Source organism: Sphingobium aquiterrae (assembly GCF_037154135.1).
Taxonomy (GTDB): Bacteria; Pseudomonadota; Alphaproteobacteria; order Sphingomonadales; family Sphingomonadaceae; genus Sphingobium; species Sphingobium aquiterrae.
The window spans coordinates 1-20,607 of sequence record NZ_JBANFL010000036.1 but is presented as its reverse complement, the minus strand read 5'-3'; the positions used below and the strand labels follow the sequence as shown (position 1 = coordinate 20,607).

14 protein-coding genes and 1 pseudogene are annotated in these 20,607 nt (G+C 56.9%); 8 read left to right on the top strand and 7 right to left on the bottom strand.

Annotation, left to right across the window (positions count from 1 at the left end):
* Positions 1–547: 547 nt before the first annotated feature.
* From WFP78_RS22700 to traA, 5 genes are all read right to left on the bottom strand, one after another.
* A complete protein-coding gene (locus WFP78_RS22700; protein WP_336966750.1) occupies positions 548–7,156 on the bottom strand; it encodes a lectin-like domain-containing protein in 6,609 nt (2,202 codons plus the stop codon).
* Between the two features lie 534 nt (positions 7,157–7,690).
* Positions 7,691–9,085, bottom strand: coding sequence for an HlyD family type I secretion periplasmic adaptor subunit (locus WFP78_RS22695; RefSeq protein ID WP_336966748.1), 1,395 nt, complete (start codon positions 9,083–9,085; stop codon positions 7,691–7,693).
* Complete coding sequence (locus WFP78_RS22690) at positions 9,082–11,214, bottom strand: type I secretion system permease/ATPase (RefSeq protein WP_336966746.1); 2,133 nt, start codon at positions 11,212–11,214, stop codon at positions 9,082–9,084. The genes WFP78_RS22695 and WFP78_RS22690 overlap by 4 nt, the downstream gene beginning before the upstream one ends.
* 397 nt (positions 11,215–11,611) lie before the next feature.
* Positions 11,612–12,322: a DUF6118 family protein gene (locus WFP78_RS22685; protein ID WP_336966745.1), complete on the bottom strand. Its 711-nt coding sequence runs from the start codon at positions 12,320–12,322 to the stop codon at positions 11,612–11,614.
* A 10-nt stretch (positions 12,323–12,332) separates the two neighbouring features.
* On the bottom strand, positions 12,333–15,326 hold the full coding sequence (gene traA / locus WFP78_RS22680) for a Ti-type conjugative transfer relaxase TraA (protein WP_336966744.1): 2,994 nt from the start codon (positions 15,324–15,326) through the stop codon (positions 12,333–12,335).
* A 173-nt stretch (positions 15,327–15,499) separates the two neighbouring features.
* On the opposite strand from traA, the gene WFP78_RS22675 reads away from it, so the two are divergent.
* Positions 15,500–15,805, top strand: a complete 306-nt coding sequence (locus tag WFP78_RS22675; RefSeq protein WP_336966743.1) for a conjugal transfer protein TraD — start codon at positions 15,500–15,502, stop codon at positions 15,803–15,805.
* 22 nt (positions 15,806–15,827) lie between these two features.
* Positions 15,828–16,058 carry a conjugal transfer protein TraD gene (locus tag WFP78_RS22670; protein ID WP_336966742.1) on the top strand — a complete coding sequence of 77 codons (231 nt, stop codon included), beginning with the start codon at positions 15,828–15,830 and terminating at the stop codon, positions 16,056–16,058.
* Here WFP78_RS22670 and WFP78_RS22665 read toward each other — a convergent pair.
* Positions 16,055–16,414, bottom strand: a complete 360-nt coding sequence (locus WFP78_RS22665) for a hypothetical protein (protein ID WP_336966740.1) — start codon at positions 16,412–16,414, stop codon at positions 16,055–16,057. The two genes, WFP78_RS22670 and WFP78_RS22665, sit on opposite strands and share 4 nt — an antisense overlap.
* 3 nt (positions 16,415–16,417) lie before the next feature.
* On the opposite strand from WFP78_RS22665, the pseudogene WFP78_RS22660 reads away from it, so the two are divergent.
* Positions 16,418–16,690, top strand: a pseudogene (locus tag WFP78_RS22660) (OB-fold-containig protein); the annotation flags it as partial.
* Between the two features lie 18 nt (positions 16,691–16,708).
* On the opposite strand, the gene WFP78_RS22655 reads toward WFP78_RS22660, so the two are convergent.
* A complete protein-coding gene (locus WFP78_RS22655) occupies positions 16,709–16,987 on the bottom strand; it encodes a hypothetical protein (RefSeq protein WP_336966751.1) in 279 nt (92 codons plus the stop codon).
* A 795-nt stretch (positions 16,988–17,782) separates the two neighbouring features.
* Between WFP78_RS22655 and WFP78_RS22650 the strand changes: the two genes are divergently transcribed.
* From WFP78_RS22650 to WFP78_RS22630, 5 genes are read left to right on the top strand one after another with little or no spacing between them, the layout of a single operon-like run.
* A complete protein-coding gene (locus tag WFP78_RS22650) occupies positions 17,783–18,022 on the top strand; it encodes a helix-turn-helix transcriptional regulator (RefSeq protein ID WP_336966739.1) in 240 nt (79 codons plus the stop codon).
* Positions 18,009–18,206 carry a hypothetical protein gene (locus WFP78_RS22645; protein ID WP_336966738.1) on the top strand — a complete coding sequence of 66 codons (198 nt, stop codon included), beginning with the start codon at positions 18,009–18,011 and terminating at the stop codon, positions 18,204–18,206. The genes WFP78_RS22650 and WFP78_RS22645 overlap by 14 nt, the downstream gene beginning before the upstream one ends.
* 44 nt (positions 18,207–18,250) lie before the next feature.
* Positions 18,251–18,535 carry a toxin-antitoxin system TumE family protein gene (locus WFP78_RS22640; RefSeq protein WP_336966737.1) on the top strand — a complete coding sequence of 95 codons (285 nt, stop codon included), beginning with the start codon at positions 18,251–18,253 and terminating at the stop codon, positions 18,533–18,535.
* On the top strand, positions 18,532–18,873 hold the full coding sequence (locus WFP78_RS22635; RefSeq protein ID WP_336966736.1) for an HVO_A0114 family putative DNA-binding protein: 342 nt from the start codon (positions 18,532–18,534) through the stop codon (positions 18,871–18,873). Before WFP78_RS22640 ends, WFP78_RS22635 begins: the two co-directional genes overlap by 4 nt.
* A 29-nt stretch (positions 18,874–18,902) precedes the next feature.
* Positions 18,903–20,543 carry a recombinase family protein gene (locus tag WFP78_RS22630; RefSeq protein ID WP_336966735.1) on the top strand — a complete coding sequence of 547 codons (1,641 nt, stop codon included), beginning with the start codon at positions 18,903–18,905 and terminating at the stop codon, positions 20,541–20,543.
* Positions 20,544–20,607: the final 64 nt, after the last annotated feature.

The window sequence follows — 20,607 nt, the reverse complement described above, 5'->3', positions numbered from 1 at the left end:
CGCGAAGGCGGGGAGCCATCTCCCATCAGAAAGCGCTGGATGCCTGGTCAGGAGATGGGTTCCCGCCTTCGCGGGAACTCCAATGTTGTAACTCGCTGGAGATAGCAATCTGACCCCTACGGGATTGGCAGAGTAGGTCTAATGTATTGATAAGTATATGATATTTTTGATGTCTCTAGCAATGATACCATCAAATCCACCATCAGTGTTCGCGGATCGGCTGGGGCAGTGTGATATGATCACATAACGATACCGATCAGATTGCTTCTCCGCGTCGTGCGCCGAGATAGAGTAAGTCAGCGCTTGAGTCATGCTGGACGCCATTACAGAGGGCGGAGCAATGGGACGCGGAAGCGATGTTAGATCGTTGGCTGGAACATCGCGCTCGGCAACCGCATTATAAGAGATGAATGGCTCGCTCACGATCTTCGCCGTATCCTGCCCTGCCTTACGCCAATCCTGGATGAGGCCGATTGAGAGGGGCACAGAGGAAGCAATCGACGAATCCCTTAAGGCTGCCGAAAGGTCTGGAAAGAAACCATACTGCTCAGAGCATATTGGAGCGGCTAAGGGTGATCCAGTGATCATTTGCAATACCTTCATCGCTGTAATCGTTAATTGGAGACTGGAAGGCAGCCGCAGGTCTAAACCGCGTCACGGCCTCCACAAGTTGGCGTGCAAACATCTGCGCGCGGGATGCAGAAGGCTTGTCAGCCGCATAACTCAATGCGACGTCTGCCATAGACCCTTGTGAGCCGTCGGTTCTGGTAAACTCGCCAACGTTCACAACGAGATTTTCGTCCCAGCCCCACGTCCGTTCTGTAGCTGTGCCTGTAAGGGCAATTGAGGATACGCCAGCCTTTTCCATCGACATCAACTCGCCCCGATCGACTTTGCCGTCGGCATCCCGGTCGCGCCAGACCCGAAAATCAGCCCAGTTTGCGTCAGCAATCGAGAACATTCCATCATGAGAGGTGTCGAACGCCGACAAGCCATCCAAATCCGATTTTGCACCCGGTCTATCGTCTATAAAGCTTAACTCCTTGGCATTGGTGACCTTGCCGTCACCATTGCGATCATAAACTAGCATACCATCATTCTTGCTAACCCAACCCGTCCGGTTGGATATCCCATCGTCGTCCCAGTCGAATCTGGTCTTAGAGTTGTTTTGGGGTGTGAGTTTAACCCCATCTCCATTGAGATCTAGAATGATGGGCGCAGCAATTCCGATTTGAACGCCGCCTTTGAACTCGGCCTTTTCTACACTTGTCAGGCTGTCAGTGCCGTCATTTCCATCTACCGTCGTTTCAACATCGGTAATGCTGATGACGCCGCCACTGGTACTGAGGGAGTAGCTCGCTTGGGTTCCTGCAAAAACGGCTACATCTACCGTGCCAGTGCCACCATCGATAGCATCATTGCCCAGCCCGCCTTGGAGCCGGTCGTCACCTCCTAGGCCAGATAGAGCGTCCGCTTCATTTGAACCGACAAGAACATCATTGCCGGTGGTTCCAACAAGGTTGAGACCAAGCTGGTCAGTAATCGCGACACTTATTGTCTTGATAATACTGGAACCTGCTGAATCAGTAATCTTAATATTAAGACTGAGCCAGGCATCTGCCTCGAAATCGAGCACGGATCCGCTTTTTACACGCAGTTCATTGCCGTTCACAATCTCTAACGGAGAATCTGATATGGCTACGCCACTTGAGTTGACGATCGAATATGTGAACGTATCTCCCGCGTTTGCGTCAATACCATATAGATTAGCTACCAAAGTTCCAGGCGGCGCATTTTCTACCAGTTGAGGCTGAGTGACCATGCCTGTTACAGATTTGATTTCAACCCGCTGATCGTTAACGGCACCGCCCGTCCGCCCGCCAAATCCATAATAGGCCTGACTAGAGCCATCGAATAGATTGGCCACCACGTCGTAAGTTTTGCTACCGATTGCGGTGCCATCGATGGCATAGCTCAGTGTATGTGATGCAGAATTCCAAGAAATTATCACATCATGCCATGCATTGTCTTCAAGGTTTGCAATCGCTTGAAAAGGACTGAAATTCTGATCCCCGACCGCGCCATTGAGTACAACTTGGGTGAAATCAGAATTAGGTTCACCGCCATTAGAGTAGGTATCGAACTTTATAGCCAGCGACTCGCCCGAAACTACGCCTGTATCAGCTAGGACGTTCGCGCCATCGTTCTGAAAGGCGAATGCGACACCATCTGCGCCACCATCCGAAGCTCCAAAGAACATGCGCGTTGTCCAAACCGTGTCGAATGCTAGATCTACCGCTCCCCAAATAGCGCCATTTTTATCGGTCTGGGCAGGTGTCAGTTGATAGATACCTGTCTCTAAGCTAGTCGCTGAACCTAACGTTGCAATTCCGATCGCAGACCTTGGCGCGCGTAACAGCAAATCCGTTGGCGCTTCATTGCTATCGACGATATTAGTAATCATCACTTTGACGGGTATTAACTTACTAGCCCCCTTGCTATCAGATATCGCGACATGGAGGTCATGAGACGTGACTGCTTCATAGTCGATGACAGCACCGGCCTTCACACGCAATTCATTCCCATTAACGATCTCGAACCAAGAATCAGATATTGGAATGCCCACGCTATCGACAAGCGTGAATGTCAGCATATCCCCGATATCGGCATCTTCGCTAACAAGGATGCCTACAAGAGTCCCAGATTCAGCATTTTCCGATATTTTTAAAGTGTCAGTTTGCGCATTGATTGAAAGGATTTCAACCCGCTGCTCATTATAGGCCCCGCCGGTAGCAGCTCCAAAGCCGAAGAAGGCATTCGCATCGCCGCCGAGTATTGTTGCCACCACATCGTAGGTCTTTGCCGCAACGAATGAACCGTCAAGACTGTAAGACAACGTGTTGGATGAGGCATCCCAATGGATACGCACATCGTGCCATCCGTTATTTTCGACGTTTGCATGCGTATGATAGCCGTCAAATTGCGTGGACGCACTCCCGTTTAAGATGAACTGACTGAAGTCGCTGCTCGGTTCTCCACTATTGGAATAGGTATCAAATCTAATCCCCAGCGAGGTGGGAGTAAGGGCGCCGTAGCTGTAGTTGCTCCCGGCCGTGGGGTTCGACGCTATCGAGAAGGAAAGGCCATCAGCTCCGCCATCATTGGCTCCGAAATAAAGACGAGTGTTCCATTCGATATCCGTCGCCAAGTTGATGGCGCTCCATACCGCACCATTCTTGTCCCCTTGAGCAGGCGTGAGTTGATAACTCTGTCCGCCAATGTAGCTAGCCGATCCCTTCGTGACGAAAGACTGCGGTAATGGCAATTGCCATGGCACGGCCAGACCTGTCGGTTCGTCGTTAGCGCCTTGTATGTTGACGACGACGTTCTGCTGCACCGAAGCGCCATAGGCATCCTTTACCGCTACCACATAAGTTAGGGCGACGGACTCCCCTTCTGCCAGATAATCAAAAACGCTATCAACAGCTGAGAAGGACCAAGGACTCGATCCGCTAATGGTTCCATTGGTGTCAGACAATGTTCCTAGGTCAAGCCAATCAAGTATGGTTGCGTTGGAAGGCAGGCCAGCGACGGAACCGCTCACTTCTACCGATACTATACTAGCGCTGTGTATATCGAAAGGCTGAGCATCAGAAAATTGCAAGGCGCCAGATCCTGTCAATGACGCACCCGAGCCTGTTACGTTGGATGCTTCAAGAAGTGTAGCCGAGACGTCGCTTGTCGCTTGATCAATCACAGGTGCGGTATTCGCCGCAACGCCACCAGCCATCGCCGCGTCAAACGCAGAAAGCAACTGCTCGCGGCTCCAGATGGTGCCGTCAGAAAATTTTACGGCACCTATGCTCCAGTTGTTTCCACCCGTTAATTGGTTATCCAGAGTTACCGAGCCTGTGCCACTGATAAAGCTCAGAACCATATCGCCTATGTCGGTCGTTGATTTAGAAAAACGTATATCTGCGATTGATATCCCAATCCCTAGATTGAGACTGTTCTGGCCACTATTGTCGCTGATGATGTCCGATCCAAAACCGAGTTCGAATAAATAAAGGTCATCACCACTGCCGCCTTCAAGGCGATCCGTTCCTGCGCCTCCCTCCAACGTATCGTTGCCATCTCCTCCCCGTACTAAGTCGTTTCCGGTTCCACCACTGAGAACGTCATTTCCAGCGCGTCCTTCGAGGAAATCGTCACCATCATTGCCGGTGAGAACATCATCTGTTCCGCTTCCCCAAATGGAGTCCGCAGCCACCGTCGAAATCTGTGAAAGTGCCACGTTTTGAAATTCAATCCGGCTCAAAGCCGTATTGTCAGCAAAGCTTATCTGATCGATGCGTTCGCCCGCACCGGTCATCTGTCCGTCAATGGTTATGGAACCAGGTTGACCGGCAATGCTGATCTTGAGACTGTTGCCGTTGGCCGGATCAGCGTAGCTATAAATCAGGTCGTCAGGCGTGATGCCTGCGCCAAACTGAATGGTATTGAAGCCATCCCACCAGCCTGCTCCGACAATGGTGTCATCACCATCCCCCAGGTTCCAGATGTAAGTATCGTTGTCCCAACTCTCCTGAATAGTGTCATTCCCTTCGCCCCCCATAATAATATCATTGCCGTTGCCACCATCGAGTACATCCGCACCAGCTTCGCCGCGAAGTACATCATCATCATTTTCGCCGTTCAGACTATCATTTCCGGCGCCCCCATAGAGAATATCTTGACCATCCCAACCGGAAAGGGTGTCGTTGCCATCTAAACCATAGATGTTTTCACTAGCGCGAGTTCCTACAATGGCGTCGTTGCCCGATGTGCTTAATGTCGCCAGATATTTCGTTGCTATATCGCCCGCGCTGAGCGGTGTCCTCCCGACAAAACTAAAGTTCTCTATGGCTGCACCGTCCATAGTCACCTGATTTGTCAGGATAATGCCTTGCGAAGAATCGCCAAAATGGAGTTGCAGATCGTTGCTTGAAGAGATGCGGATTACCTGAAGGAAATCGGAGTCCAACTCACTCGAAAAGAAGATGGTGTCGTCGCCACTTTCTTCCGTGATCCGATCTAGCCCGTCGCCAGCAGCATAAATGTACATGTCGCTCCCGCTGCCGCCTGAAAGTAGGTCGTTGCCAGTTCCTCCAACCAGTCGATCCGTACCATCGTTTCCCCACAGTTCATCACTCCCTCCAAAACCATACAGTCGCTGGTCGTGGGTTTGACGTGGTTCGGAATGTGTAGTCTGACCACCGTCCGTCGTCGCACTAATGATGTTGACTGGATATGTTGAAATGACTTCGCTAAGCGTATCATTGTCAGATGTTCCCTTAACGTCTGCAGCAAAGCCGGCGAGCCAGCGCCAGCCGGTGACGTTTAGGACATAGTCTTCGCTGAGACCCATGGCCTTTGCTACATAGAAGAGCGTTTTCCCTTCGTTGTTGAACCACTTTGTCCAAGGGTGGAAGCTTTCTTCCGGCTCATCTTCTTCGCCATCATCATCGTTATCTATGATGATCGAGCCCGTCGTCATCCCTGAAGTGTCGAGAGGACGGGGCGGAGCGCCGGAGGATTGACCAATGGCAGTAATTGCCCATGACGGCTGATCTTTAATAAACTCAGCAGCAAACGCATCGAAATCGCCTGTGATTGCTCCCGTCGATTGATCGATCTGCAATCCCACAAACTTTGCGAGATAATCATACGCTGGTGAAGCAGTTGCGGCGTCGGACACAGCTGCGGCCACCAAGGTTTGCACCACCAAGTTATAGTCCGGGCTATTCTCATCCAATCCTTCCATTTCCTGACCAAGAACTAGAAATGGTTTGACCGTAGCGCTTGCCGCAGCTTGCATTAGAAACGCTACACCAAGTTGTCCGACGAGATTGTCCCACACCCCCCTAATTCGTTCCAATTGGTGGGCATTCAGGTCTTGAAGTGGCCGACCGGTAAAACTCTCAATAACTTCAATATGAAGGGAAAGGGTGGTTTGCCCAGGTGCTTCCGGATTCACACCTACCCAGCGATACAAAATATCGAGAAATCCGCCCTCGAGAAATTCTTTGAATGTGCTGAAACTGTGGGGCTCGTTAACGAGTGCATTGACCATGTCATGCAACGTGGCATCGAAATACATGGCTGTGCGGAGCGAAGGAATGGCCGACGATCCTCCCATATTGGGAAGTCCAGCAAGATCGCTGATATCCGCGCCCTCTGGAACCACCGGCCGGTTCCCCGTTTCATCGGTTTCAAACCACACGCTGCCCACATCGCGCTGGCCTCCACTAGTGCGCGTATAGTATCCCACCCGAGCGATTTGGTTTCCTTCAATATCGGCTCCAGAGGCGACATAAGTAAGGCTGATACTTTCGATTTCGGCTTGGGCCATCGTCAGCATTTCATCAGATGTCGAAACACCGTCAGAATTCAAATCGCGCCACATGCGCAAGTCGGCAAAAGCCGAATCTAGCTGATCAATCTTGTTGTCTGCATTAGTGTCAATCGCAGCGAGGTCGTCAAAGCCATCGATATGGGCGCTTCCAAAGAGCTCTCCGACCTCATCAACTTGGCCGTTTTGGTTGGCGTCATGGACAAGCAAGCCATCATGCGGGCTGACCCAGCCCATCCTTTCCAGTGCACCATCGCCGTCTATGTCAAATTCAGTGATACTTGAGGACAGAGGGTTTAGTTCGATACCATCTCCGTCGAGGTCAAAAACTAAAGGATCAGAGAGAATGTCATTGAGCAGGTCAGACAAATTTTCCTCAAGCCAGCCACCAAGAGCCGACCCAAGTTCCCAAGCAACGTAGCCTGTCAAAAGCCCAAATCCCGCCGCTAAGACTAAGGCAGCCACTGGACTAGCCGAAAGCAGAAGCCCCGCAGCGGTTGGAATTGAAGCGAGAATTTCAAATGGGACGGCATACGTAACGAATACGCTTGCTATCACCCCACCAAATATTTCACCTGCGGACGCGTCCGTCAGCTGCGCATCCCATATGCTGCCTTGGCCCCCAATTATCGGAGCAATTGATGCCAACATGCGGCCTGCCGCTTGCGCGCGTGAATCGGGATAGATACGCAAAACATCGCCCACCGCACCCAACGCAGTTCCGACAGCGGCATATGTCGCTCCGCCTGAATTATTATTCGGCATTAAATCTCTCCCGATCATTAGAACCGCTCAGAAGCATCATATTTAATATGAACTGAATTGATGGTATTGATATCGTGATCATGATAGGAAATATTGCATGACCTTTATGTATAGATGCATTATACGCCCACAAAATACTTTCAGATCCAATTATCCATTTTGTTAAAATAAATATAAGAAAAATTAAAAATATTATAAACAACTTATAATTTACTATTTTTATTTTTCCACGATTTATAATCATGATTATTTGGAATAAAATTATTACAATTATACTTAAGCAAAAGTATAAGTTAATTATAAATGGGATGTTTGCAAATTTGCATAATTGATCGAATTTTATAGACACATAAGGTACATTGAATCCCGATAGATCTGAGCAGTCTTTATTCAATTTCTGGCCAAATGGGGAACTCATCATAGTTAAAGAAACAATGGCTATGAAAAACAATGAGATTATCTCGGCATACAGGAAATGAAATATGTTTTTAAACATGTGCGTTCTCTATCAGTAAAAATTTAATAATCCCGATTTTAACGCTCTCTTCCTGCATCATGACTTACTTGGTTGATCGGGCTAACTAGATAACTGATAATATTTCGTTCCCCCGTCTTAATGTCAGCAGTAGCGGCCATTCCTGGAGTCAACGCGACGGTGACATCACCTCGATTGATTGTCGCGCGGTCGAGCCCGACGCGAACGGTGTAAACCAACCCCAACTTCTCATCCTCAATCGCGTCAGAACTGATACTTTGAACGCGACCGGGAACAGTGCCATGTCGGGTAAATGGGAACGCTTCGAACTTCACCGCAACCTCCTGCCGCGCTCTGACAAAGCCGATGTCCTTGTTTAGCACTCTGACCTCAGCGACCAGTGGCCCACTGGTGGGGACGACAACCATGATAGGTTTGGCGCCTTCAACGACACCACCAATCGTATGAATGCTCAACTGGCTCACTGTCCCGTTCACGGGACTGAGCAAGCGCTGCAAACTCGATTTCTGTCGCGCCTTAGTCAGTTCTTCGCGCCGCAGTCTTGCGTCACTCTCTGCCTTGGCAAGGTCGGACAGCACACGCACCCGGCCCTCGGCGCGATTACGGGCCACGCCACTGCCCACAGAACTCAGCTGCGCCGTAACTCGCGCGGCGGCCTGGAGGGCGGCGTCACGGTCCCGTGCTGCGATTAACCGCTGGCGGCGCATCTCTATGACCTTGAGTTTCGAGACATAGCCCTTGGCCAGCAATTCCTCATTGGCCGCGATCTGTTGGTCAAGCAGCGGCAATGTCTCGGTGAGTTTTGCTGCTTGGGTCAATGCTTCGTCACGTGCGGAAACCGCAGCGCGTTGATCAGCGCCGAGTCCCGATATACCAGCTTCTATCTCTTGAAGTTGCGCCAATGCTAAAGCCCGCTGCGTTGACGTTATTGCAGCCGAAGTCCCAGGCGGCGGAGAGAACTGCAGCCCGTTACTTTCCAATGCCGACAACACTGCGCGCGCGCGCGCAGCGTCGAGTTCCGCAGTCTCAAGCGCTTTGGCAGCCTGCACCGCTTCCGCAGTTGAGACGGTTGGATCCAGTTCGACCAACGGCTCGCCCTTGCGCACCCTCTGCCCGTCGCGCACTAGAATGGTACGCACGATCCCGGCTTCCGCAGACTGGATGATCTTCACATTGTCCGCCGGTATCAAGCGGCCTTGCGCGGATGCAACGACATCGACTTTACCGAAGGTAAGCCAGAGCAGAGTCAATAACAGGCCGACCAAGAAAATCCAGGTCGTCGCGCGCGCCGTCGGCGATACCGGGCGCTCAATGATTTCCAGAGCAGCTGGCAGAAAGCTGATTTCGTCGGTCCGCGTGAGTTGCTTCGCCCGTTGCTTCTCATCCGCGATCGCTGCTCGCACGACATCCCAATGGCGGATAACGGCGTTCATGCTAGGTCTCCCCCAACACCCATCTGTCGCCTGTGCAAGCCCGCATAGCGACCGCCCCGCCGAAGCAGTTCATCGTGGGTCCCCACTTCTACGATCTGGCCTTTTTCCAGCGTCATGATCCGATCACACTGGCGGATCGCCGACAGGCGATGGGCGATGATAAGCACTGTACGCCCCCTAGCCATGGCACGCAGATTGCGCTGGATGATCTCTTCGCTTTCCGCATCAAGCGCGGAAGTCGCTTCATCGAGGATAAGGATACGGGGCTGGGTCACGAGCGCCCGTGCAATGGCGATGCGCTGTCGCTGCCCACCTGACAGGTTGACGCCCCGTTCCTCGATCAGCGTGTCGTAGCCCTGCGGCAAGCCAACGATAAACTCATGTGCTCCCGCCAGTTGGGCCGCAGCCATGACCTGTTCGAGCGGCATCGCAGGATGGGCGAGGGCAATATTTTCACGGATCGAGCGGTTGAACAGCAGGTTTTCCTGTAGGACCACACCGATCTGTCGACGCAGCCATGCCGGGTCGATCTGGGCGATATCGACGCCGTCTATCATGATCCTACCGGCCGCGGGGGTATAGAGCCGCTGGAGCAGTTTGGTAAGCGTCGATTTGCCCGATCCTGACGACCCGGCAATACCAAGCGTGCCGCCTGCGGGGAGATGAAAGCTGATATCGTCAAGGGTCCACGAACCCTCGAGCCCATAGCGGAATCTGACGCCTTCAAATCGGATCATGCCCTTGATTTCGGGGAGCGCAATCCGCGAGCCGGCCCCCGGTTCGATCGGCTGATTGAGGACATCGCCCAAGCGGTCGATGGAAAGGCGCACCTGCTGGAAATCCTGCCAGAGCTGGGCCATCCGAATTACTGGCCCGGACACCCGCTGGGCGAACATATTGAAGGCAACGAGTCCGCCGACCGTCATGGCGCCAGCAATAACCTCTCGAGCACCGAAGAACAGGATTGCCGCGAGGCTGAGTTTAGAAATCAACTGCACCGCCTGGCTGCCGGTATTACCCAGATTGATGACGCGCTGATTGGCGGCGCTATAGCCCGCCAGTTGTCGCTCCCAGCGCTCTTGCCATTGCGGTTCGACAGCGGCCGCCTTGACTGTCTGCATGCCGGACACGCTTTCGACCAGCAGTGCATTGTTGGCGGAACCGCGCTCAAACTTTTCGTCGAGGCGTCGACGCAAAGGTCCGGTCACAAGTAGCGATACGACGACATAAGCAGGTATCGTCGCAACGACGATCCAGAACAGCGTCGATGAATAAACCCACATCGCGATCAGGAAGACGATCGTGAATGCAGGATCGACCAAGACTGACAGCGAGGCATTGGTCAGGAATTCACGAATGGATTCGAGCTGTCGGATTCGTGTGACCGTGTCCCCCACACGCCGCCCCTCGAAATAGGAAAGCGGCAGGCCAAGCATATGCCGGAAAAGCTTCGAACCGAGCTCAACATCCAGCTTCTGGCTGGTCTCAGAGTAGAGCCGTGTCCGGAGCCATCCAAATGCGACTTCCCAGACCGACACGGCAACAAAGCCGACGGAAAGCACCTGGAGGGTCGCCAACGTATTGTGGACGAGCACCTTGTCGATGACGTTTTGAAAGAACAGCGGGGCAGCAAGGCCTAGCAGGTTCAGTGCGAGGGTGATGAGCAGAACCTCGCCAATTAGCTTCCGGTAGCGAACAATCTGCGGAATGAACCAGCGGATATCGAAACGACCCGCTGCGCCACCTACGCTCTCTCGCGTCGTGAGCAGAATAATCTCGCCGGACCAAATGTCGGACAAGTCATCGTGAGAAAGCTTTTGTACAGGCTGACCTGGACGTTGCACCAATGCCTCAGATTCGTTGGCCCGCCCGATCAGGAACCAGCCTTGAGAGCCATTCGCGAGGATCGGGAGCGGAAGTCTCGAAAGCTTTTCAAAGCTTGCCTGCGACAAGCGGGCACGCACCCCATCCTGCCGCAGGGCAAGTCTCAGCATATCCGTCGCGGAGACTTCGTTTGAGTGCCCAAGCTCATGACGGAGTTGGTCCGGATCAACTACGATTTTATGCACTGAAAGAAGGGTCGCCAAGGCGATTAGCCCCGCATCAGGCCCCACGGTTTCTACAACCATTCCTCTAAATTCCCCCAACGATCCGCCCCACCGTTTAAGCAAGATTTCACGATAACCCATTGATTACAATACGTCTTGCAACAAATTTATTTTGGTCAGTTGCGACATTTCGGTCCGACTTAAATGAATTTCTTCTTCATTTTTAATGAGCTTTCATTGAGTGCGCGTGCGCCTACGTCGGCCGAAAAGCCGTGCCTGGTTTCGGATGACGAAAGAGGGATTTCCATCAAGAGCCTGATCCCCACGCGCCCTGACCACATGTCAGACGTAGCCCGATCTAACTCTCAATGAGCGTGATCTGTATCACGGATGATTTTGGGCACCGCCTTAATTTTTGTTCGATTCCAGCATCTTGGCCTACTGCCGGGTTGAGACGCCAAGATAAGGCTCATTCCGTTTATTCGGGCTTGATAACCACCATGCAGCGCGCGTCCTTTCCGGACCTTTGCGCACGGTTTGCACATCGATCGAGCACATCATGATTGTCGCGAAGAAGGCGGCTGGTAGCCAACAGCGCATCCCATTGATCCGGGTCCGCCGTCGCCAATAGCCGTTCGCCCGCGCGCCATCGGTTGAGGCCGATCACGCGTGCCGCCATCCGTTCTGGCCAGAGCCAGCGTTCGGGCGCGCTCCGGGCGATCATGCCGGGTAACAGCGACCATAGAAGAATCCCCACCAGTACACCGCCGCCGACCGCCCATCGAAGATGGCGACGTTGCTCCCCGGCAGTGCGTGCCGTCGCGACGAGAGCACGCATGTTGCGCGCTCCCTGATCGAACCGCGCACGGGCATCGACAAGCTGGTCATGGTCGGTGCGCCGTGCCTCCTCCGCAGCGACCTCGATCCGCGCTGCAAAATCCCTCGGAGTGATCTGCAAGGCGGGACTGGCTCCAAGGCCTTCGATTCCCCGGCTCAGGCTTGCCAGTTGCTTGTTCATCTGGGCCAGCGTCGAGCTGTAGTCGGGAACCTCGATCGATTGCCGCTCGGTCGCCATATGCTCGACCACGCGCGACATCACGGCAATCCTGCGATCCAAACGCGCAAATGCCTGTGCGGCGGTTTCGGCTTCAGAATTCTGTTCGTGCAGCAGGGAATGTTCGTCGTTCATTACCTTCCTCCTATCGGCTCAATCCAAGATTACGCGGCTGTTCAAAGGACACATGATCCGCGAGGTCGCGGGACAGGCTGCGGCTCAGGGACATATCGATGCCGAGTTGATGGCTGCGGCCGCGCAACAGCGATTCCACCTGCACGTCGCGTTCGAGGCTTTTCACCATGCCCGCCATCTGTTCGCTGACCTTGCGTGCCCCCCGGATATCCCCATCGCGCTGCAAGTCCTCGCGTTGGCGCTGCAACTGCTGCCAGCCCTTTACGAACCTGTCAGCGCGCTGGAAAGGATTGATGCGGATTTCCGTCTCCAACTGCATCGCGCGAATGGCGGCCTGGCTGCGCCCCTCGGTGGCCTCGCGGACAAGCTCCGGGCTGCTGCGGAACGCGCTGTTCAGGTCCGATGAGCCTTCGGGCCGGATCGCGTCCAAGGCGTCGCGGGCTTGGGTAAGCGCCTCGCGCTGATGGGGCATGGCGTCCAGGCCCTGCGCGCGGGTCTGCTGGATGGCATCGAGCGCCTTGGCGTAGCGCTCCACCGCCCCGCGCACGCCGCCCGCGCGCATCGGCTGGAAATCATGGGAAGGCTGTTGCCGGGGCAACTTCTCACGCCCCTGTTCCTGCTCCGGTCTCTCCACATGGGGGCGAAACCCGGCGAAGATGCCGCGCTCCTGCTGCGCCGGGATCTTGGGCCGGAAATTGTCGAATATCCCGCGCGCCTTCTCCGCGCTTGCGCGGACGATTTCGGCGACACGCTCGCCGAACGTGATGCCGCGCCGCTCGGCGAACTCGCGTGCCTGGTCGACTTTCTCATAGTCGCTCGCCATGTCCTTGCCGCGCTCGCGCGAAAGCGTGCGGACAAGCCGCGACTGATCGCGGAAATCGTCGCGGCCATAATGAAGCGCCAAGCCATCGCGATGGCGGGACATGGCGACATAAGCCCCGTGGCGATCCATCCCCGGCGTCGCCAGCACATGTCCCCTGTCCACGGTCATGCCCTGCGCCTTGTGGATAGTGGCGGCATAGCCATGGTCGATGTCGCGATAGTCTTTGGTGTCGAACGATATGGAACGCCCGTCATCGGTGCGGACAGACATATGGCCCTCACTCACATGTTCGATGGTGCCTAGCGTGCCGTTCTTTACCTCCAGGCTGCGTTCGTTGCGCAGGAACATGATGCGGTCGCCGGATGCGAATAGCCGGTCGCCTCGCTCGGTCTTCACCTGGCGCTCGTCGCCTAATTCGCCCGCGTTGCGCATCGCCGTGCGCGCAGCCTCGTTGAGGTTTCGCACCTCCGCCTTGGTGTGGGTCAGGATGATGCGGCTCGCGTGCGGATCGGCCTGCCGTTCTCGATCCCATCGCTCGACAAGATCGCGCCGCGCATCCTCGCGCGTCTCGGCCTGATGCACCATGCCCTTGTCGGCATAGGCTGCAACGGCCTCGCCGGTCCTGCCGGTCGCCAAATGCCGGGTGGCATTCTGCTGCCAGCCTTCATGCTGGCGGCGAACTTGCGTGATCTCGACGCCGCCATGGCGCTCATGGATCGCGCGAAACGCCGCGCCTGCCTCGATCGATTGCAATTGCTGTGGATCGCCGACAAGAACGACCTTCGCGCCAACGTCGGCGGCATGCGACAGCACGCGCTCCATCTGGCGCGTGCCCACCATGCCCGCCTCGTCAATCACCAGCACGTCGCGGGCGGTCAGAAGATCACGTCCCTGCGCCCAGCCATGCTCCAGGCTGGCAATGGTCCGGGACGCGATGCCGGAACCATTCTCCAGTCCCTCTGCGGCGATACCCGCAAGCGCCGCGCCGCGCACGTTGAGGCCCGCGCTTTCCCACACGTCGCGCGCCACGCCCAGCATGGCGCTTTTGCCGGTCCCGGCATAACCCAGCACCAGTGACAATCTTTGCCCGCCCGTTATATGGCGCAACGCGGATTCTTGCTCTGCTCCCAGGACAAGACCCGCACTCTCGGCGGTTCGAATGGCGTAGGTCGCCGCCGCCGAGAGACCATCGCTCCGTTCCATCGCAAGCCGGTCTGCGGCGCGGCTCATCCGCTGCTCGGTCTCGATCATCTCGCGCGAGGTGAACCGATCGTCGCCGCGCCCGTCTTTGCCAAGGGCGATCAGGTCCGGCGATCCCCGAACCGCGCGCATGGCCGCGTTGAACTGCTCCTGCCCGTCACTATGGCGATGGATGAACATCGCTATATCGCGATTGGTGAACGTCGCCTGTTGGTGGGTGATGGCGTTAAGCGCGATACCCGGATCGGCGATTATGCGTTCGCCATTCTCCCGTGCAATCGCGCGGTGCATTTCGGCGCGGTCGGCTTCCAGCCCCTGGGCGTCCATCCGGTGTGCAGGACCGCCGATCTTGCTCTGCGGTTCGAGGTCGATGCCCTGATCGGCAAGGCTGCGGTGGTCGATGCGGGCGTCGATGTCGAGTTCGGCAAGGCGGGTATTGAGGTGATCGGCCCACCGTTCGCGCCAGCGCTCCACATTCTCTCGGGTATTCCACTCGCGCACCTTCGCACCGAAGCCAGCGGTGCCGTCGTCGCGCTGCACAACCTCCCGCATCGTGAGCATGACATGGGCGTGTGGCTTGGGCTGGCCGTCCGCGCCAATGTCCCAATGCACATTGAGGTCGGCGATCATGCCACGATCCACAAACTCGGCGGACACGAAATCGCTGGCCAACTCGATGCCCTGCGCTTTGTTCATTTCGCGCGGAATGGCGAACTCGACCTCGCGGGCAAGCTGGGCGTCCTTGCGCTTCTCGAATGCCTCGACATCGTTCCAGAGGCGTTCGCGGTCGCGCCATTGTTCGGGCGCGCCTTCGGGAGCCAAGATTTCGCTATGCTCCACGCCGGAGCGGGCGCGGAAATCATGGTCGCGATCAAGGCGCTCGTCGTGCAGGCGTTCGCCCGCACGATAGGCAGCAGCAGAGACGGCGGAGCGGCCCGCCGCGCGACTGATGACCTGAACGGAGAAATGGAAGATCGCCATAACGATCGTCCATCTACTACGCTCAAGCGCACGTCGGAACGACGTATAAGCGCGCCCTTCTCGAAAATTTCTCGGACGGGACTAGGCGGTGTCAGGCTGTCCCGGCGACTCTACTGCGCGGCGAGCTGGATCATCTTATCATAGCGCCATCGTCACTCAATGGAGACTTTGCGATGCGTAAACCCCGCGATTTTGATTCGGAACTCAAAGCCCTGGCTGACAAGGCCAAGGCGCTCAGGGAACGGCGCGTGCGTCAACTTGGCGAACTGGTGACGGCGACCGGGGCCGATGCGCTCGACGCCGATATACTGGCCGGGGCGCTGCTCCATGCCGCCACGGTGAAAGACGCCGCAACAAAGGAGGGATGGCGCAAGGCGGGCGCAGCTTTCTTTCTCGGCAAAGGCGGCAAGCCTGCGGGCAGACCTTCTGGCCAGCAAAGTGGCACTCTCCCGCTCGATGGCGGCGCGGCATCGGCTTGAGGCTCGGAAGGCGCGAACCGACATGCGGGACTGGGCCATTGCACGCCGTGAACGCACGCGGCATCTGATCGAACTGGGCGGCCTCGTCATGAAGGCGGGACTGGTCGATCTGACCGAGGATGATCGCGCCACGCTCTACGGCGCGTTGCTCACCGTTGCCGCCCGACTGCGCGGCGAGGAACGCGCCAACGCGCTTGCCCTCTGGAAGCGGAAGGGCAAGCGGGCCTTCGAGGCAGAGCAGGACGGCGGTTAGCGCGAGACTGACAAGCGCACATTGCCGTCCGGCTCTGCCTGATACTCGACCATTGCCGCCATTGGTGGGCTGCTCTTGTCGCAATAGCGCACGGTGATGACGCTCTCCCGGATCGTAGGACACAGACCGGAGCCATAGAGAATGTCCGCCAGTGCGTCGAAGGTCGTCGCCTTGGCCCGATAGGCTCCGGTCCACCGCACGGTCCAAATATCTTCATTAGCCTTGACCCGGTAGCCCGCCCTCTGCGCAACATCCATGACCGCGCCCAGCACCGTGTCCGCGCGCACGTCAAAGTCCAGCACGGCGGACAGGTCGGCGGGTTTGGAACGGACGACTTGCGCGGACTTTATGGTCACAGTATGTTCAACACCTTTCTGACGCCTGATTATGCCATATTCTCCGTAGCATTCGTCGTGATGGTAGGGATCGGTCTCATTGAGGCTGTTGGGCTAGGATTAGGTAATTTCGATTTTAGCGCGGATCTCGATAGCTCTGTGGACGCCAGCGAGATTGCATTGCCCGACGCGCTTGGCTGGCTTGGATTAAAGCATGGCCTGCCTATCCTTGTTTGGCTCACGTCACTGCTGGGCTGTTTCACAATAGTTGGCGTTGCTGTTCAGCAAATCTCCACCGCCATTTTTGGAAGCCCCTTACACTGGGGCATCGCTGGCATCGTGGCTCTTCTCTTTGGCAGCGCCATGAACAGCTTTGCGTCCGGCTGGCTCGCACAAATCCTGCCTGAGTATGAAAGCACGATAATCGATACCGAAGACCTGGTCATGCGCCGAGGCATGGTGTTGGAGGGATCTGCCCGCCGAGGCCATCCGGCCCGCGCCAAGGTCGTGGATCAGGTCGGGAGCCTTCCTGCCGCCGCGCATGTTGACGGGCGAAACCGAGAGGCGGGCGATGTCGATATGCTTGAGTTCCATGTCCTATACTCCTTGCCAAAACACCGGCCCCGAAGAGCGGGGTGGGCGGCAAGAGTGACCGGAAGGCGCGTCGGCAGAGGCAGGCTGCACCGCAGGCTGGAACGAAGAGGAAGACCCGGCACCGCCGGGTTGTGGCCCGCCGCGACGGGCCTAGAGGGTAGCGACGCCCACACCGCTTGCCGGAGCAGGTTAACGCCATCGCGCCCGCCGCGATGTCCGCATAGGGATTGGCCTGGGCGATCCCCTGCGTCATGCGATCGTGACGCCGAAGGCGACGAGACGGCGCGCAGCGGCGGCTCGGTGGAGCGAAGCGGAGTAGAGCGCGGCCCGCGCGAAACGCGCGGGGACGCCCCCTCGCTACCACCTGCACCCTGGCTGCGAAAACCAGACGCTGAAATGCGCAAGGCGGCGTGCCAATGCGAAACCGGCACTTCAGTGCCCATACCCTTGCGGGGCGGGATTGTTTGCGGCAGATTGATTCGCGACGGGCAGGCCATCTGAAAGGACGATGGATATGCCGAATACAACATAGCTCAGACGATCTGCGGGGACCGGCGAGCGTAAAAATCGTGGCAATCAGGCAACAGCGCCTAAGAAAATGCGCATGGGTGATGAGGCAGGCAAATTCCCGCCAATTCCCTCTACGTCCGCCGATGTCCCCCACCGTCCCTCCACAGCCCTACGACGTATATCTGGGCGGCCCGACAGGCCGCAATGGACGTCTTGTCTTGTGCGGAAACTCCGCCAATTCTGGCTTTAGGGGGCTTTGGCAACGCATGACTTGAAAGCTCTCTTATGCCGAACATCGATCGTATCATTCGCCTCAAAACCGTTCTCGACCGCACCGGCCTTTCCCGGTCCACCATATACCGCAAGATCGCGGAAGGGACATTCCCCCGGCAAGTGCCGATCAGCATCCATGGTGCTGGCTGGCACGAGTCCGCCGTCAATCGCTGGGTCGCCGATCCCGCCGCTTACCGGCCGGAAAACGACAATCCTCTATCGCTTGGGAAGTCCGGCCATGGAGAAGGGTGACAGCGCCGCGCCACCCGGTCGCCTGACCGCCGCCAACGATAACGGGACGGGCACTGAGCCGCCCAGCGTGGACATAGACACGGCGCTGATCCGCATCGCGGAGGCCATCGGTCGCCATATTGCGCGCCAGCATATTCGCGCATGCAGGGCGGCCAATGACAATGAGCCGAAAGGAACAGGATGATGGAGTCATTGACATCGATGCTATTCGATGGCATATAATCCATCATGAAGGCGGAACCGTTGCTCAACGAACGTCACCAGCTTGATGCGAAGTCCTTTGCGGAGCTTCGTATCTGGCGGGTGCCGCAGCCGGTGAAGGGATCGATGCACGATCTCAAATATGCTCTCGCCTATATTGTCGATGGCATGTGCGTGCTGCGCTACGACAATGAGGCAGGCAAGGGCGATCACCGACATATCGGGGAAAGCGAAACGGCCTATGCCTTCACGACCCCCGCCACATTGCTGGCGGACTTCTGGAAGGACGTAGACCAATGGAGGCCAGAATGAACATCGTGACGCTCTCCGTCGCCAGCCGCGACGATGTGACGCGCCGTGCGCTTGCCGCTTTCGAGGGCGAGGCTCAGGGCGCGCATCATAGCTTCGCCAGTCCCGATCTGTTGTGGCAGACGCTGACCCGCAAGCGCTGGGATTTGATCCAGGCGATGACCGGGCAAGGCGTCATGTCGATCCGTGAGGCCGCGCGGCGCGTGGGCCGGGACATGAAGGCGGTGCATGGCGACGTGCAGGCACTCATCGGCGCTGGTGTAATCCATAAGGAAGGGCGCGGCATCGTCTTTCCCTATGACGGCGTCCATGTCGATTTCATGCTGACCAAGGCTGCCTGACGGCGGAACGGATCGTAGGAGTTTTTCTCATGACCCGCATTGCCCTTTATGCCCGTTACTCCTCGGACCAGCAGAGCGCCGCGTCGATCGAGGATCAGCTTCGCATCTGCCGTGAGCGCGCCGAGCGTGAGGGCTGGCATGTCGTCCAAAGCTATCAGGATGCCGCGATATCGGGTGCGAGCATGATCCTGCGTCCGGGCATCCAGTCGCTGCTCCAGGACGCGCAGGCGGGTAAGTTCGACATCGTTATTGCCGAAGCGCTCGACCGTGTGTCGCGCGACCAGGCAGACGTGGCGACGCTCTACAAGCATCTTCAGTTTGCGCGCGTGCCGCTGGTGACGCTGGCAGAAGGCGAGATCAGCGAACTCCACGTCGGCCTCAAGGGCACGATGAACGCGCTGTTCCTCAAGGACCTGGCGAAGAAGACCCATCGCGGGCAGCGCGGGCGCGTCGAGAAGGGGTTTTCGGCGGGGCCGGTGGGTTATGGCTACCGCAATGTTCGGCGGCTATCGAGCGAAGGAGAACTGGTGCGCGGCGAATGCAAAATCGAGCCGCTCGAAGCGTCGGTGGTGAACCGCATCTTTCGCGAGTTCGCTGCTGGCAAGAGTCCCCGCGCTATCGCCCGTGATCTCAACGCAGAAGGTGTCGCCGGCCCCGCCGGGCGTGCGTGGAGCGACACGACGATGATCGGCAAGCGGTGCCAGGGCGTGGGTATTCTCAACAACGAACTCTACGCTGGCTTGCGGGTCTGGAACCACAAACATTATCTCAAGGATCCGCGCACCGGCCGCAGAATCAGCCGGACCAATCCCGAGTCCGAATGGATCCGGGTTGAAATGCCGCAACTGCGCATCGTCAGTGACGATCTGTGGCAGGCGGTCAAGGACAGGCAGGATGCCTTGGCTGTCCGGTATAAATCGACGATCGACGGCGTCCATGCCACACAGGCCAGCCGCATGCATCTGGCCCGCCGCCCTGTCCATCTGCTGTCCGGTCTTATCGAATGTGGCGTGTGCGGCGGCAAAATCGGAGTGGCCGTCAACGGTCGCTATGGCTGCCTCAACCATCATCGTCGCCATATCTGTGCCAACAACCGGACCATCCTTCGCGGAAAGCTCGAACAGCGCGCGCTGTCGGGCCTTGCCGAACGATTGGTCTCACCGGACCAGGTGAAAGCCGCCGTCGCCGCCTATGCCGAATATATCAACCGCGAGAACCGCGAACAGCGGACGCAGATGGAAGCGGATGTCCGCGCGCTGGAGAAGATCGAGCGCGCTATTGGCGGGATCATGTCCGCCATCGAGGACGGGCTGTATCAACCTGTCATGAAAGCCCGCATGGACGAGCTCGAACGGCAGAAGGCCGATATCACAGCCCGCATGGCACAGGCGCCGCAAGCGATCCCCGACGTGCATCCCGGCATTGCCGAAATCTATAAGCGGCAGATGGATCGGTTCACCCAAGCGCTCGAAGACCCGGAAACCCGGCTCGACGCCTCTGAGGCCATCCGCTCGTTGATCGACCGGATCGTCCTGCATCCGGGCGAGAAGCGGGGAGAAATCCATGCGACGCTCCATGGCGCGCTCATGGGCATTCTCGATTTTGTGCAAAGTACTCCAAGGTCCGTAGCCGCTGTTATGACAAAGGCGGCCTCGGGTTCGCGGGAATGACGGAAGAATGATTTGCCATTCCCGCGCTGCCCTTTCACCCCTCGCGCGCATCCTCCTCCCGCCA

Coding starts and splice junctions, on each gene's coding strand:
- WFP78_RS22700 (WP_336966750.1), bottom strand. CDS start 7,156: ATGCCGAATAATAATTCAGGCGGAGCGACATATGCCGCTGTCGGAACT.
- WFP78_RS22695 (WP_336966748.1), bottom strand. CDS start 9,085: ATGAACGCCGTTATCCGCCATTGGGATGTCGTGCGAGCAGCGATCGCG.
- WFP78_RS22690 (WP_336966746.1), bottom strand. CDS start 11,214: ATGGTTGTAGAAACCGTGGGGCCTGATGCGGGGCTAATCGCCTTGGCG.
- WFP78_RS22685 (WP_336966745.1), bottom strand. CDS start 12,322: ATGAACGACGAACATTCCCTGCTGCACGAACAGAATTCTGAAGCCGAA.
- traA (WP_336966744.1), bottom strand. CDS start 15,326: ATGGCGATCTTCCATTTCTCCGTTCAGGTCATCAGTCGCGCGGCGGGC.
- WFP78_RS22675 (WP_336966743.1), top strand. CDS start 15,500: ATGCGTAAACCCCGCGATTTTGATTCGGAACTCAAAGCCCTGGCTGAC.
- WFP78_RS22670 (WP_336966742.1), top strand. CDS start 15,828: ATGCGGGACTGGGCCATTGCACGCCGTGAACGCACGCGGCATCTGATC.
- WFP78_RS22655 (WP_336966751.1), bottom strand. CDS start 16,987: ATGGAACTCAAGCATATCGACATCGCCCGCCTCTCGGTTTCGCCCGTC.
- WFP78_RS22650 (WP_336966739.1), top strand. CDS start 17,783: ATGCCGAACATCGATCGTATCATTCGCCTCAAAACCGTTCTCGACCGC.
- WFP78_RS22645 (WP_336966738.1), top strand. CDS start 18,009: ATGGAGAAGGGTGACAGCGCCGCGCCACCCGGTCGCCTGACCGCCGCC.
- WFP78_RS22640 (WP_336966737.1), top strand. CDS start 18,251: ATGAAGGCGGAACCGTTGCTCAACGAACGTCACCAGCTTGATGCGAAG.
- WFP78_RS22635 (WP_336966736.1), top strand. CDS start 18,532: ATGAACATCGTGACGCTCTCCGTCGCCAGCCGCGACGATGTGACGCGC.
- WFP78_RS22630 (WP_336966735.1), top strand. CDS start 18,903: ATGACCCGCATTGCCCTTTATGCCCGTTACTCCTCGGACCAGCAGAGC.